This window comes from Dyella sp. 01N448 (assembly GCF_056399225.1).
The window spans coordinates 419,125-433,251 of the sequence record NZ_JBFTQX010000003.1 but is presented as its reverse complement, the minus strand read 5'-3'; the positions used below and the strand labels follow the sequence as shown (position 1 = coordinate 433,251).

Annotated in this window: 15 protein-coding genes; 12 read left to right on the top strand and 3 right to left on the bottom strand. The window is 65.2% G+C overall.

All coding sequences use genetic code 11. From position 1 onward, the window contains the following. The first annotated feature begins 4 nt into the window (after window positions 1-4). Window positions 5-958: an SRPBCC domain-containing protein gene (locus AC1DKY_RS06065; protein ID WP_441604266.1), complete on the top strand. Its 954-nt coding sequence runs from the start codon at window positions 5-7 to the stop codon at window positions 956-958. Between the two features lie 137 nt (window positions 959-1,095). Continuing rightward, the gene (locus tag AC1DKY_RS06060) at window positions 1,096-2,004 is read left to right on the top strand and encodes a tetratricopeptide repeat protein (protein ID WP_441604267.1); all 909 of its coding nucleotides are present in this window, start codon (window positions 1,096-1,098) and stop codon (window positions 2,002-2,004) included. Between the two features lie 4 nt (window positions 2,005-2,008). Here the strand turns inward: AC1DKY_RS06060 and AC1DKY_RS06055 are convergent, their stop codons facing one another. Genes AC1DKY_RS06055 through AC1DKY_RS06045 form a run of 3 tightly spaced genes read right to left on the bottom strand, consistent with a single transcriptional unit; the run spans window position 2,009 to window position 4,391 of the window. Continuing rightward, window positions 2,009-2,308 carry a DUF6587 family protein gene (locus AC1DKY_RS06055; protein WP_441604268.1) on the bottom strand — a complete coding sequence of 100 codons (300 nt, stop codon included), beginning with the start codon at window positions 2,306-2,308 and terminating at the stop codon, window positions 2,009-2,011. Next, a complete protein-coding gene (feoB, locus tag AC1DKY_RS06050) occupies window positions 2,305-4,149 on the bottom strand; it encodes a ferrous iron transporter B (RefSeq protein ID WP_441604269.1) in 1,845 nt (614 codons plus the stop codon). The genes AC1DKY_RS06055 and feoB overlap by 4 nt, the downstream gene beginning before the upstream one ends. Then, entirely contained in the window at window positions 4,146-4,391 is a 246-nt protein-coding gene (locus tag AC1DKY_RS06045; protein WP_441604270.1) for a FeoA family protein, read from the bottom strand. The genes feoB and AC1DKY_RS06045 overlap by 4 nt, the downstream gene beginning before the upstream one ends. A gap of 266 nt (window positions 4,392-4,657) precedes the next feature. Between AC1DKY_RS06045 and AC1DKY_RS06040 the strand changes: the two genes are divergently transcribed. The 10 genes from AC1DKY_RS06040 to AC1DKY_RS05995 all read left to right on the top strand — a co-directional run bounded on the left by AC1DKY_RS06040 (window position 4,658) and on the right by AC1DKY_RS05995 (window position 14,030). Further along, entirely contained in the window at window positions 4,658-5,704 is a 1,047-nt protein-coding gene (locus AC1DKY_RS06040; RefSeq protein WP_441604271.1) for an MBL fold metallo-hydrolase, read from the top strand. A 74-nt stretch (window positions 5,705-5,778) separates the two neighbouring features. Continuing rightward, on the top strand, window positions 5,779-6,573 hold the full coding sequence (locus AC1DKY_RS06035; protein WP_441604272.1) for an enoyl-CoA hydratase-related protein: 795 nt from the start codon (window positions 5,779-5,781) through the stop codon (window positions 6,571-6,573). Between the two features lie 43 nt (window positions 6,574-6,616). Beyond that, on the top strand, window positions 6,617-7,009 hold the full coding sequence (locus tag AC1DKY_RS06030; RefSeq protein ID WP_441604273.1) for a VOC family protein: 393 nt from the start codon (window positions 6,617-6,619) through the stop codon (window positions 7,007-7,009). Window positions 7,010-7,045: 36 nt separating this feature from the next. After that, window positions 7,046-7,564, top strand: coding sequence for a cupin domain-containing protein (locus tag AC1DKY_RS06025; protein ID WP_441604274.1), 519 nt, complete (start codon window positions 7,046-7,048; stop codon window positions 7,562-7,564). A gap of 172 nt (window positions 7,565-7,736) precedes the next feature. Next, window positions 7,737-9,725: an ATP-binding protein gene (locus AC1DKY_RS06020; RefSeq protein WP_441604275.1), complete on the top strand. Its 1,989-nt coding sequence runs from the start codon at window positions 7,737-7,739 to the stop codon at window positions 9,723-9,725. A gap of 84 nt (window positions 9,726-9,809) precedes the next feature. Next, entirely contained in the window at window positions 9,810-10,520 is a 711-nt protein-coding gene (locus AC1DKY_RS06015; RefSeq protein ID WP_441604276.1) for a hypothetical protein, read from the top strand. A 37-nt stretch (window positions 10,521-10,557) separates the two neighbouring features. Continuing rightward, window positions 10,558-11,454, top strand: coding sequence for a hydroxymethylglutaryl-CoA lyase (locus tag AC1DKY_RS06010; protein WP_441604277.1), 897 nt, complete (start codon window positions 10,558-10,560; stop codon window positions 11,452-11,454). Window positions 11,455-11,595: 141 nt separating this feature from the next. Then, a complete protein-coding gene (locus AC1DKY_RS06005; protein WP_441604278.1) occupies window positions 11,596-12,852 on the top strand; it encodes a sensor histidine kinase in 1,257 nt (418 codons plus the stop codon). Further along, the gene (locus tag AC1DKY_RS06000; protein ID WP_441604279.1) at window positions 12,849-13,613 is read left to right on the top strand and encodes a LytR/AlgR family response regulator transcription factor; all 765 of its coding nucleotides are present in this window, start codon (window positions 12,849-12,851) and stop codon (window positions 13,611-13,613) included. The genes AC1DKY_RS06005 and AC1DKY_RS06000 overlap by 4 nt, the downstream gene beginning before the upstream one ends. 42 nt (window positions 13,614-13,655) lie before the next feature. Continuing rightward, the gene (locus AC1DKY_RS05995) at window positions 13,656-14,030 is read left to right on the top strand and encodes a hypothetical protein (RefSeq protein ID WP_441604280.1); all 375 of its coding nucleotides are present in this window, start codon (window positions 13,656-13,658) and stop codon (window positions 14,028-14,030) included. Window positions 14,031-14,127: the final 97 nt, after the last annotated feature.

The following is a 14,127-nucleotide window of genomic DNA, read 5'->3' as shown; positions in this document are numbered from 1 at the left end:
GTCGATGAGCACGCTACGAACCCTGCGCATCTCCCGCCATTTCGACGCCAGCCCGGAACGCGTCTTCGATGCATGGCTCGATCCCGCCACCGCTGGCCGCTGGCTCTATTCCGCGCCAAACGGCGAGATGGTGAAAGTGGATATCGACGCGTGCGTCGGTGGCCATTTCAGTTTTATCGACAGGCGCGATGGCGAAGACGTCGAGCATGTCGGCGAGTATCTGGAAATCGATCGGCCGCGGCGGCTCGTCTTCACCTTTGCGGTGCCCAAGTATTCCGAGGCCACTACGAAGGTCAGCATCGACATCGTCCCGTCCGGATCCGGTTGCGAACTGCGCATGCTGCATGAAGGCGTGTTGCCGGAATGGGCCGATGCGACGCAGGAAGGCTGGGGTGGCATCCTCGCCAAGCTCGCACAAAAGCTGCAGCGCGATCCCCCGCGCCAGTTGCTTGCCGCAGACACGGCGCGTTTCGAACGCCTGCTGCCAGGACCGATCGAGCGTGTGTGGTCCTATCTCACCGAATCGGACAAGCGCGCGCAATGGCTGGGCAGTGGCGCGATGGAGCAACGCGTGGGCAGCGAATTCCAGCTGCGCTTCGATCACGCCCAACTGTCGCAGACGCCGCTGCCGCCGCCAGCCCGATTCGCATCGATCGCTGCCGGCAAGACCACCCATCACCGCGTCATCGCCTGCGAGCCGCCAACCCTGCTGGCGATCTCCTGGGGCGATGCACAGGAGCCTTCGGAAGTCAGCTTCGAGCTCGCACCCGCAGGTGAACAGGTTCGCCTCACGGTGACGCACAGCAAACTCAAGGCCACCGATATCGCCGGCGTCAGCGGCGGCTGGCATACCCACCTCAATATCCTGGAGGATCGTCTGGACGGCCATTTGCCGCAGCCGTTCTGGCCGGTCTTCAGCCATCTGCTGGCGCGCTACGAACAACTCCCCCATCGCTGACGGGGTGGGCGATCGACAGGTTGCCGGCGCGCTTTCCTGCGATGCGCCCGCCGGCAACCATGCGATTGAATGGCGCCACGGTTGGGAGTAATTTCGACTCGCTGCTCCACCCCAGGCAGACGATGCGAGGTGTCGCCATGACCGTGCGAAATCACCTGTTGCAAGCGCCGTTCTCCGCCATCCTGCTGGCCGGGTTGTGGCTCTCCCCTGCCCTGCATGCCACGGACACTGCGCTGCCCACTATCCCCATCGACACGAAGGCGCCGCCGCCGAAAGTGGTGAGCTACAGGGCCACGCCGGACGTCCCCACCAGCCGCACCGATCCGTTCAATCGACCGGAAGACGACGGCCGTCCTGGCGAATACTTTTTCTATCTTGGCGCGCTGGCCAACCAGAAGCACGACTACGAGCACGCCATCGCGATGTACAAGGTGTCGGCCTCGTGGGCGTACAAGCCGGCCGAATACAACCTGGGCGTGATGTATCTCAACGGCCACGGCTCGCCGGTCGACCTGCCGCGTGCCATGGCCTGGTTCGCACTGGCCGCCGAGCGCAACGAAACGCAGTACGTCTACGCCAAGCAATTGCTCTACGCGAATATGACGCCGGAGCAGTTCGAACAGGCCAATGTGATATGGCGCGAACTGTTGCCGACTTATGGCGACGCCACCGCACTGGTGCGGGCCAAGGCGCGCTGGCGTGAGGTGCTGATGTCGGCGACCGGCTCGCGCGTGGGCTCGGCAGCGCCACACCTGGTCGTGGGTGGCACCACCGGCAGAAACAGCCACGAGTCGCCGATCAGCTATGACGTTGGCAACGGTGGCATGCAAGCCTTCACCGCCGGTGAAGTCACCGGCGTGCATCAGACGGATGGCGTCATCGCCTATGAACAGTTGCGCGCCAGCGATGACCCGTACGATCCGAAGTTCGCCTCTTACCTGCTCTCGGGCACGGTGACGGTGGGCATTCTTACGCCGGTCAAGTCGGACGACCCGGCAACGCACAAGATCAATCCGCCGATGGAACTGCCGGGGAACCGTCAGTAAGTTGCTACTTGCCGCGCGGACGGAAATGAAGAGGCTGCACGTCGCGCGCGGCAGCCGGCGGCTTGGGACCGCAAGAGCCACAGGTATCGCAACCATCGCTGCAATTGCCGCTGGCCTGCTTGGGCTGCAGGCGGTGTGCCAGCGCACGCTGCCATGCCGCGCTGCCCTGCCGGTCAAGACGCAGCGCCAGCGATGCCAGCCAGCGGCTGGTCAACTTCGGCGCCAGTTTACGTAGCGTGATCCATGCGCTGATCAGCACGATCGCGCCGATGATCACGTATTGCACGAGCAACCCAGTACTCATGTCAGCCAGCTTGTGATCTGGTAAGTGAGGAACGAGGCGACATACGCCACCACGAACATGTAGCCAAACGAGATGCCCACGTTGCGCCACGAGTTGGTCTCGCGGCGGATCACCGCCAGCGTGGACATGCACTGCGGCGCAAACGCGAACCACACCAGCAACGACAACGCGCTGGCCAGCGAGAAGTTGGCCGCCAGCGCCTGCGCCAGGCCGGCGCCATCGGCACCGTCGCCACCKACCGCATACACCGTGGCGAGCGCGGCCACGGCGGTTTCACGCGCGGCAAAAGCGGGAATCAACGACACGCTGATCTGCCAGTTGAAACCCAGCGGCGCAAAGATGAATTGCAGGCCGCGCCCCATGTAACCAGCGAAGCTGTAGTCGATCGCGGGACCGGTGGCGCCTGCCGGCGGCGACGGGAACGTGGACAGAAACCACATCAGCACGGTCAGGCCGAGGATGATGCCGGTGAGTCGCTTGAGGAAGATCGTGCCGCGCTCCCACAAGCCCAGTCCCACATCGCGCAGCTTGGGCAGCCGATACGACGGCAGCTCCATCAGCAAGGCGTGCTCACTGCGATCGCGGCGCAGCTTCTTCATCACCCAGCCCACCAGCATCGCGCCAAGAATGCCTGCCGCATACAACGCGAACAGCACCAGGCCCTGCAGGTTGAAGATGCCCAGCACGCGATGAGTGGGTATGAACGCACCGATCAACAGCGCATAGACGGGAAGACGCGCGGAACACGTCATCAACGGCGCGACGAGGATCGTCGACAGGCGATCGCGTGGGTCGGTGATGCTGCGCGTGCCCATGATGCCGGGAATGGCGCAGGCGAAGCTGGAAAGCAGCGGAATGAAGGAACGCCCGGTCAGCCCCACCGACACCATCAGGCGATCGAGCAGGAAGGCTGCGCGCGGCAGGTAGCCGGACTCCTCCAGCACCAGGATGAAGAAAAACAGCACCAGGATTTCCGGCAGGAAGCCGATCACCGTGCCGAGGCCGCCGAACACGCCGTCGACCAGCAGGCTCTGCAGCGGACCGGCCGGCATCCACGCGGTGGCGTGCTCGCCCAGCCAGCCGAAGCCGTCGCCGATCAGATCGGTCATCGGCTTGCCGGCGGCATACACCGCCTGGAACACCAGGAACATCACCAGGGCAAGAATGGCCAGGCCGAACACGGGATGCAGCGCCCAGCGGTCGAGCGCGTCGTCGATCTCCGCCGTGGCGCGCGGCATGGTCACGGTGGCTGTCATCAGCTCGCGCACCTGCACATGCAGATCGGCGCGGCTTTCGGCGTCATCGGACTGCGCGGGCGCGGCCTGCGGAATCTCACCGTCCACCTGGGCGATCAGCGCTCTTACGCCGTCGCGTTTCACCGCAACGGTTTCCACCACGGGAATGCCCAGGCGTCGCGCCAGTTCCGGCACGTCGATGACGATGCCGCGGCGACGCGCCGCATCCATCATGTTGAGCGCCAGCACCACGGGGCGACCGAGGCGCTTCACTTCGAGCACGAAGCGCAGGTGCAGACGCAGGTTGGTGGCATCGGCTACGCAGACGATCAGATCGGGAACGGCCTCGCCCGGATAATTGCCTTCCAGCACGTCGCGCGTGATCTGCTCATCGGGGCTGGTGGCGTCAAAGCTGTAGGTGCCGGGCAGGTCGAGCAGCTGCAGCACGCGGCCGGAAGGCGCCGTGAATCGGCCTTCCTTGCGTTCCACCGTGACGCCAGCGTAGTTGGCCACCTTCTGGCGACCGCCGGTGAGCTGGTTGAACAGTGCGGTCTTGCCGCAGTTGGGATTGCCGACCAGGGCGATACGCAGCGTGCCCGCACTCATCCAGCGTTCTCCGACTGGACCTGCACGCGCTCCGCCTCTTTGCGGCGCAACGCGAAGCGCGTCGAGCCGATCTGGATCAGCAAGGGATCTGCCCCCAGCGGGCCCTGCGCCACCACGCGGACCGGCTCGCCCGCCACGAAGCCCAGGTCGCGCAGGCGCTGCGCAATCGGGTCGGAAGCGTGAGCATCATCCACTCGGTCCACCACGGCAGTAGCCCCTTTCGGAAGATCGGACAGGCGCACTGGTCACCAACTTAAATAAGAATGGTTCGCATTGTACATGAGCCATCCGGGTACTGCAGCGCGGCCGGATGCCGCCTATAGGCCCGTTAAGCCGCAAGAACATGGGGCTGAACCGCCACCATCGAGGCCGCCTTGGAACTGGCAGCCACCGCCCCGATAGCAGTGAGGCAGGCCATCGCAAGCCACTGCGACGCCGCTACCCCATGGATACCGAGGTTCACATGGCTCTATTCGCCAGACACGCAAGCGGGTTACGTCTCGAACGCATGCAAGCTTCCTCGCAGTACGCCGGCGAAGCCTTTGCCAATACCTATCCGTCCAGCACACCGCGCGTGGCCGACGACAAGCCTTCGCTGGTCGATTTCATTTTCCACGGCGAAGGACGCACGCCACCCCGGCCACTGCCCTCGCTCGATCCGCGTGCCGCGTGGACGCGCCCGGTGGAAACCGGCCTGCGCAGCACCTGGCTTGGCCATTCCACCGTGCTGCTGGAAATCGACGGCGCGCGCGTGCTCACCGATCCGGTCTGGGGTGAGCGTGCCTCGCCGTTTTCATTCATGGGCCCAAAGCGCTTCCAGCCCGTGCCGGTGGCGATCGACAAGCTGCCGCCGCTGGATGCCGTGCTGATCTCGCACGATCACTACGACCATCTCGATTACCCGAGCATCCGCGCGCTGGCGAAGCTGGACGTGCCCTTCATCACCTCGCTGGGCGTGGGCGTGCACCTGGAAGCCTGGGGCGTGCCTGCCGAGCGCATCACCGAACTGGACTGGTGGGAAAGCACCACGCTGCCGTGCGGACTCACCCTCACTGCCGCGCCGTCGCACCACTTCTCTGGCCGCAGCCTGCACGATCGCAATGCCACGCTGTGGTCGTCCTTCGTGTTGCGCGGCGAACGCCATGCGGTGTTCTTCAGCGGCGACACGGGCCTGTCGCCGCATTTCAGCGAGATCGGCGAACGACTCGGGCCGTTCGACCTGGTGATGATCGAAGTGGGCGCGTTTCACCCGTCGTGGGGCAGCGTGCACCTGGGCCCCGACAATGCCATCAGCGCGTGGCGCCAGTTGGGCAGCGGCCGCTTTCTGCCGGTGCACTGGGGCACCTTCAACCTGGCCATGCATCCATGGGCCGAGCCGGCCGAGGTCTTGCTGGCCCGGGTCCCGGAGGGCCTGGTGATGCCCCGCCTGGGCGAGGCGATCGAACCTGCGCAGTTTGAAACGGTGCAACCGTGGTGGCGCGAACTGAGCGCCGAACACTCCAAGGGATGCGCACGGCAAGCCGCCGAATTCCTGGTGCTGCCGGCCAAGGACTAAGCCCCGCATCCCCGGCCCACGAGATGGTCGGGGATGGTTCGGTTTACGATGGCGCTCCCCAGCAGGAGCTTTCCATGGCCAGCAGCATCCAGATCGCCGATCACGGCAGCGTGCGCCGCATCGCACTGAATCGCCCGCAGGTGCACAACGCCTTTGACGACGGCCTGATCGCGGAGCTTACCGAGGCGCTGCAGCAAGCCGGCGCGGACAGCGCGGTACGTGCCGTGGTGCTCACCGGCGAAGGCGCCAGCTTTTCCGCCGGCGCGGATCTCAACTGGATGCGCGGGATGGCCGGCGCGAGCGAAGCGGAGAATCGCGAGGATTCGCTGCGCCTCGCGACCCTCATGCGCACATTGCAATACCTGCCCAAGCCCACCATCGCCCGCGTCAACGGCGCGGCGTATGGCGGCGGCGTGGGCCTGGTGGCGTGCTGCGATATCGCCATCGGCGTGGACAGCGCGCGCTTCGGCCTTACCGAAGTGAAACTCGGCCTGGTGCCGGCAGTGATTTCGCCGTATGTCATTCACGCCATCGGCTTGCGACAGGCGCGTCGCCTGTTTGTCACGGGCGAGTTGTTTGATGCCGCCACGGCGCTGCAGATCGGCCTGCTTCATCAGTGCGTGCCTACCGATCAACTGGATAGCGCGGTGGACGCTGCGGTTGCGTTGCTTTCAAAGGCCGGACCGGTGGCGCAGGCGCAAGCCAAGCAGCTGGCGTTGCGCATGGCCGGCGCCGATGCGGCGCAAGCGGAAACCACCGATCGCGAAAACGCTGCGCTGATCGCGCGCCTGCGTGTATCGGCAGAAGGTCAGGAAGGGTTGGGCGCGTTCCTGGCCAAACGTGCTGCTGCATGGTGTGCGGCAGACTGATACGTCACCCCCGTTGACCGATTCTTTCGTCAGGAGCGACACGATGATCGACCATGTCGGATTGCAGGTTTCCGGTTACGAACGCAGCCGCGAGTTCTACCGCAAGGTGCTCGCCACGCTGGGCGGCGACTTGGTGATGGAGGTAACCGAGGAGCAGACGGGCGACGGTTCGCACGCCGGATTCGGCATCGCCGGGCGCCCGACGTTCTGGATTGGCACCTCGCAGACCGCCCACGCCAGCGGCGCCGTGCACGTGGCATTCACGGCCCCCAACCGCGCTGCCGTGATGGCTTTTCATCGCACCGCCATGGAGGCGGGCGCCACCGACAACGGCGCGCCGGGCCTGCGTCCGCATTACCACGAGCACTACTACGGCGCCTTCGTGCTCGACCCCGATGGCCACAATATCGAAGCGGTCTGCCACCAGCCGGGCTGACGCCGCAGACAACGACCACTCCATGGAGACCACGCCATGACGCATCCGATCATCAATATCGCCGACGTCCAGCTGCAGCCGTTTCCGCCGGGCATGGGTCCCACCGGCGACACCGCCGAGCGTTTCGAAGCGCGCATGGGTCGCTTCGGTCCACAGATCGGCGCAAAAAAACTGGGCTATAACATCACCGCGGTGCCGCCCGGCAAGCGTGCGTTTCCGCTTCACTGTCATCGCGTCAACGAGGAAATGTTCTTCATCATCGAAGGCAGTGGCGAAGTGCGCTTCGGCGAGGAACGCTATCCGATCCGCGCGGGCGACGTCATCGCCTGCCCGCCCGGCGGCCCGGAGAAAGCGCATCAGATCATCAATACCGGCGCGACCGAGATGCGCTATCTCGCAGTGAGCACCAAGGAGTCGCCGGAGATTTGCGAATACCCCGATACCGGCAAGATCGGCATCCTGGCGGAATATCCGCCGGCGGCCGATGGCACGCCGCAGGGCTTTCGCATGGTGACGCGGGCCGATATGCAGGTGGGGTACTGGGACGGGGAGTAAACCCCTCAGTCCTGTGGGAGCGCACCCTGTGCGCGACGGGCGAACGGTGAGGCAGCCTTGTCGCGCACAGGGTGCGCTCCCACAGGGACGGAGGGGCCATGTTGCGCCGCGCATCGGCTCCAACGCGCCAATCTGTTAGTTTTGGCAGCATCGCATCATCCCCGGAAGCCGCATGTTCGAGCGCGTACTCATTGCCAACCGTGGCGAGATCGCCTGCCGTGTCATCCGCACCTGCCGGCGCCTGGGGATCCACACCATTGCGGTGTATTCAGAGGCCGATGCCAATGCGCAGCATGTGCGCCTGGCCGATGAGGCCTGGCCGATCGGTGGCCCGCGCCCGACGGAATCGTATCTGCGCGGCGAGACCATTCTCGATGTGGCGCGCAAGAGCGGTGCGCAAGCCATCCACCCGGGTTACGGCTTTCTTTCCGAGAACACCGCCTTTGCACGCGCCTGCGCCGATGCCGGCATCGCCTTCATCGGTCCACGCCCCGAAAGCATCGACGCCATGGGGTCCAAGGCGGCCGCCAAGGCGCTGATGGAACAGCATCAGGTCCCCTTGGTGCCGGGCTATCACGGCGCGGATCAGTCCGCCGAAGTGCTCGCCGAGCAGGCGCGTCGCACCGGCTTCCCGTTGATGATCAAGGCCGCGGCCGGTGGCGGCGGCAAGGGCATGCGCATCGTGCGCAGCGAGGCGGAGTTCGTCGATGCCTTGGCGTCCGCGCAGCGCGAGGCGGCCAGTTCGTTCGGCGACACGCGCGTCATCCTCGAACGTTATGTGGAGCATCCACGCCATATCGAATTCCAGGTGTTCGGCGACACGCAAGGCAACGTCATCCATCTCAATGAGCGCGAATGCTCGGCGCAGCGGCGCTACCAGAAGGTGCTGGAGGAAACGCCCTCGCCCTTCCTCGACGACGCACGCCGCGCTGCCATGGGCGCTGCCGCTGTCGCCGCGGCGAAGGCGGTGAACTATGTCGGCGCGGGCACGGTGGAATTCATCGTCGCCCAGGACGGCGAGTTCTTCTTCATGGAGATGAATACGCGCCTGCAGGTCGAGCACCCCGTCACTGAGGAAACCCTGGGCCTGGACCTGGTGGAATGGCAGCTGCTCATCGCCGCCGGCCACCCCCTGCCGCTCGCGCAAGAGCAGATCAAGGCACATGGCCATGCCATCGAAGTGCGCCTGTATGCGGAGGATCCGGACCAGAACTTCCTCCCCGGCTCCGGCAAGCTGGTGAAGTTGCGTCTGCCTGCGCCGTCGCGCCACGTGCGTCTGGATGGCGGCGTGATTGAAGGCGACACGGTCACCATCTTCTACGACCCGATGATCGCCAAGCTCATCGTATGGGATGTCGATCGCGCGCAAGCCCTGCAGCGCTTGCGCGATGCGCTGATGGCGAGCGAAATCGTGGGGCCGAAATCCAATATCGCCTTCCTCGAACGACTCTCGCGCCACCCGGTGGTGGTCGAAGGACGCATCGACACCGGCTATCTCGACCGTCATCTGGACCAGTTCCTCGCGGGCGATGTGGCACCGGCGGCATCCGTGCTGTTTGCCGCGGCCGTGGCTGCACTGATGCACGAAGAGACCAGTGTGACCTCCAACGCCAGCGATCCGCATTCGCCCTGGTCGCGCGCTGACGCGTGGCGTGTGGGGCATGCCGGCAAGCGCATCGTGGCCTTGTCGCTGCATGGCCAGCGCCATGAAGTGGAAGCCCATGGCCATGACGGCAACTATCAGCTGCGCTATGCCGACGCATCCTGCGACGTGCAAGGCGCTCGCCTTGGTGCGGACGCATTGAGCGCACGTTTCGACGGTGAGGCCATGCGCGTACCGGTACGCGCGGACGCCTCCCGCGTGACCGTGCACGACACGCAAGGCTATCGCTATGCGTTCGAGCGCGCGCCCGCCTTCGCCTGGGAATCGAAGGAAGCCGCCGGCGGCAACCAGATCACCGCACCGATGCCAGGCCGTATCGTGCTGGTGAAGGCCAATGCGGGCGATACCGTCGAAGAAGGCCAGGAATTGCTGGTGATGGAGGCGATGAAGATGGAGCTTGCCTTGAAGGCGCCGCGCAGTGGCAGCATCGCCAGCGTGCACGCGACCCAGGGCGACTTCGTCGAAGCGGATACGGTGTTGCTGCGCTTCGCCGACTGAAAGCGCGGATTGACGCCGCGTCGACAACACAATCTCGACGCTTGCCCCATCGCCCGGGTCCTTGCCCGGGGCTGGGGAGAATCCATGCTCGCGCATTTTCGTGGCTTGCGGTCGACGATATTGCTCGCCCTGATCGCCCTCCATCTCCTGTCTGCCTGTGGCAAACACGAGAGTGAAGCTGCATCGACTGCCGATAACGGACAGGCGGACGCAGCAAGGCAGGCGCAGGAAGAGGCCGCCTCTACGGCCAAATGCGCGGACAACCCCCTTGCCCAGGCCCTGCCTCCCAAGGACGACATCGGCGGCCTGCCGTTTCGATCATGGGATTGCACGCCTGCCAGCATTCGCGCGGTTTACGGCAAGAACGATGGCAAGCACGTCGAAATCTCCGTCAGCGACACGCGCCCGGTCGACAGCAGCGCCACAGCAGGCACAGAGGACGTCAACCGGCGCACGCGCGACATGCAACGCTCGGTGACGCGGCAAGCCATCGAGATGCTGACCATCATGACCGATCCGATGCAGACCAATGCCGAATCGTTTCGCTCCCTGGGCGGGCCCGATTACGCACCCGTGCTGGTGCATAACTCAACGCCCGATTCCTTCGTCATCCACGTCACGGCACAGTCGGAAATCGGTCCGGCCCAAGCCGTCGCGCTGTTCAACGATCGCTACGTGGTCACCTTGCAGTCCACCGACCACGGCAGCGCGCTGACCGGTCTGACCACGCCGCAGGCGCAGGCGCTGTATCTGCCGTTCATCCAGCAATTCCACCCCGAGCGACTGCCACATTAATGCGCCGCCACGGGCCTGACGCGCTATGCTGCTCGGCATGAGCACGAACCATGTCCGCATTGTCGAAGTCGGCGCACGCGACGGCCTGCAGAACGAGAAAACCCTGCTGCCCGCCGACGTGAAGATCGCGTTGATCGATCGCCTTTCCAGCACCGGCCTGAAGACCATCGAAGCCACCAGTTTTGTCAGCCCCAAGTGGGTGCCGCAACTGGCTGACGCCGCCGAGGTGTTCCAGGGCATCCGCAAGGTCCCCGGCGTGAGCTATCCGGTGCTGGTGCCCAACGAGCAGGGCTACGAGCGCGCCCGCGCCGTGGGTGTCACCGAGATCGCGATCTTCACTGCCGCTTCCGAAGCGTTCAACCGCAAGAACATCAACGCCTCGATCGATGAATCGATCGAGCGTTTCCTGCCAGTGATGGCTCGCGCGAAGCAGGACGGCCTGAAAGTGCGCGGCTATGTCTCCACCGTGCTGGGCTGCCCGTATCAGGGCGATGTGCCGGTCAGCGAGGTGGTACGCGTGGCGCGTCGACTGCACGAGGTGGGCTGCTACGAAGTCTCGCTGGGCGACACCATCGGCGTCGGCACGCCGGCCAAGGCACGCGCCATGCTGAAGGCAGTGGCACAGGAGGTACCGATGTCGGCCCTCGCCGTGCATTTCCACGACACCTATGGGCAGGCGCTGGCCAATATCCTCGCCTGCCTGGAAGAAGGCGTGCGCGTGGTCGACAGCGCGGTATCGGGTACGGGCGGCTGTCCCTACGCCAAGGGAGCCACCGGCAACGTCGCCAGCGAGGACGTGGTCTACATGCTGCACGGCCTGGGCATGGAAACCGGCATCGATCTGGACATCCTGGTGGCCACCGGCGCCTGGCTGGCTGGCCAGCTGCACAAGGAAACCGCCAGCCGCGTGACGCGGGCGCGCACCGCGGCCTGATCCGTCGGCGCCTGCGCGGCGCCCTGCTTCATCCCGGCCCCGGCCCGTTTCGTCGCCCCAAGGGCCGGTTCCGTCGAAAACCACGCGCCAGCGCCAAAGCAGCTGGTTATGCTCCGACGCATCCCAATCAAGGACGTCGTGATGAAGAGCGTTTTCTTCGTAGCCCGCCTGGTCGTGTTCTGGTTCTTCGTGCTGCTGTTTGTGGCCTTGTTGCTCGCCAACAGTCCGCCGCTGCGCTACAGAGACACCGGGGCCATGTTCGTCCTGCTTATCTTCCTCACCCTGGTGATGGTAGTGACCAGCGCAGTGACCCATCTGCGCCGCGTGCGCCTGATCGCCGGGCATCTCGACGACAGCACCATGGGCAACCGCCAGCGGCGGCAGATCGAGATACCGCTGGAAGCCGGCGAAGCCTTCGACCTGCTCGATGCCGCCATCCGCGAACTGCCGCGCAGCGAAGACGTGGAAAGCGCACGCGACAGCCTGCAGATCCGCGCCAAGGTACAGCGCCCCAAGGCCTATGGAACTAATCCGTTCGAACGTCTCGACCCGTCGCTGTGGTTTGGTCACGTGCGCAACCAGATCTTCGCCACGGTCACGCCGCGCGAGGGTTCGGGCAGCGTCACGCTGATCTGCGAGCCGGAAGCCGGCGCATGGACCGACTGGTTCCGCGTGGACGACGGCACCAACCTGGAAAACGCCGAGGCCATCACGCGCGCCATCACCCGCCGCATCGCCGAGAAGCGTCGCCAGGAACAACGCCGCGCCACCCAGACGGAAAACGAGAAAGAGCGCACCGTGGCCCGCCTCAACCTGCTGCATGCGCAGGTGGAGCCGCACTTTCTCTACAACACGCTGGCCAGCGCGCAATACCTCACGCGCACCGATCCGCTACAGGCCGACCACATGCTCGGGCATCTGATCCACTATCTGCGCCACTCCCTGCCGCAGCGCGACGATGCGCTGTCCCTGCTGGGCGATGAGCTGGAACGCACCCGCGCCTATCTGGAAATCATGCGGCTGCGCATGGGGCCGCGCCTCTCGCTGCAGATCGACGTACCCGACGCGCTGCGCGCCATCGCGATGCCGCCGATGATGCTGCAGACGCTGGTGGAGAACGCGATCAAGCACGGCCTGGAGCCTAAGCCCGGCGGCGGCACGGTGTGGATCCTGGCGCGCCGCGACGACAACACAGTGTCCATCACGGTGGCCGACGATGGCCGCGGTTTCAGCGACGCCAGCGGGGGCACCGGCATCGGCCTGAAGAATGTGCGCGAACGTCTGCGCCTGATCTATGGCACGGACGCTTCGCTCTCGGTAGTCAGCAATGCGCCCGAAGGCGTGGCCGCCACCATCACCCTGCCCCTGCGCAACGAAACCACGGAACCCGCGTCGTGACCACTGCCATTCTTGCCGAAGACGAAACCCTGTTGCGCACGGCGCTACGCGATCTGCTCGCGCGGGTCTGGCCGGAATTGGAGATCGTCGCCGACTGCGAAGACGGCGCCAGTGCCCTGGAAGCGATCAGCGAACATCGTCCCGACATCGCCTTTCTCGATATCCGCATGCCGGGGCTCAGCGGACTGGAAGTCGCCGAAGCTGCCGCCGAGGCGAGTCCGCAAACGCAGGTGGTGTTCACCACCGCCTACGACCAGTACGCGATCGATGCATTCGAACGCGGCGCCGTGGACTATCTGCTCAAGCCCATCACCGAGACCCGGCTCACCGCCACCATGCAGCGCCTGCAGACGCGCGCCGCACCCCGCGCGACCGATGCTGCAGCTCTATCGCAGCTGCTGCGCGATGAAATGCTGCAGCCTGGCACACGCGCCGAGCCGCTCACCTGGATCACCGCCAGCAACGGGCGCGAAACGCGCCTGATCATGGTGGACGACGTCGCCTATTTTCGCGCCGACAGCAAATACACCATCGCCATGACGGCCGACGGCGAGGCGCTGCTGCGCAAGCCCATCCGCGAACTGGCGGCGGTACTCGACCCCGCCGTGTTCAAGCAGATCCACCGCTCCACCATCGTCAACCTGCGCGCGGTCGCATCGATCGTTCGCGACGACACCGGCAAGGGCACGCTGCGGCTCAAGCAGCGACCCGAAACACTGGTGGTGAGCCAGCCATTCATGACGCTGTTCCGAAACATGTAAGTACCGGAAACCTTCCCCTGCCGAGCATCACAAGAGGTCACCATGGAAAAGCTGATCCTTTTGTTCTATCTGGTGTTATCCCTCACCGGTTTCGAACCCACACGCACCGTCGTCACCCACGAACTGACCCACGGGATCGACCTGATCTACAGCAAGATCCAGATCTCCGGCGAGCTGGCCACGTTCCGCTGCCTGCGCAGCCAGAGCGGCCTGTGCCACTTCACCGTACTGCCCGGCTCGTGCAGCACCAGCCACGTCGCCTGCGAACCACCGATCACCGTCTTCACCATGCGCCAGGGTGATACGTTGTTGTTGACGCGTCTTCCCGACGATTTCGCCAGCTGCGTCACCTCGGCACCGACGGCCGAAGGCGCCTGCGCGCGGCAACTCGCCGGCGCGGGTCGCCCCGCCCTCTGAACCGCGGTCTCGCGGCGCAGTGCCGAGCCTCGCTAGAATCGGCAGGAGCGACGGGCGGGAGCGAGCAATGCGGTGCAAACAGCGTCAAGGTTGGATC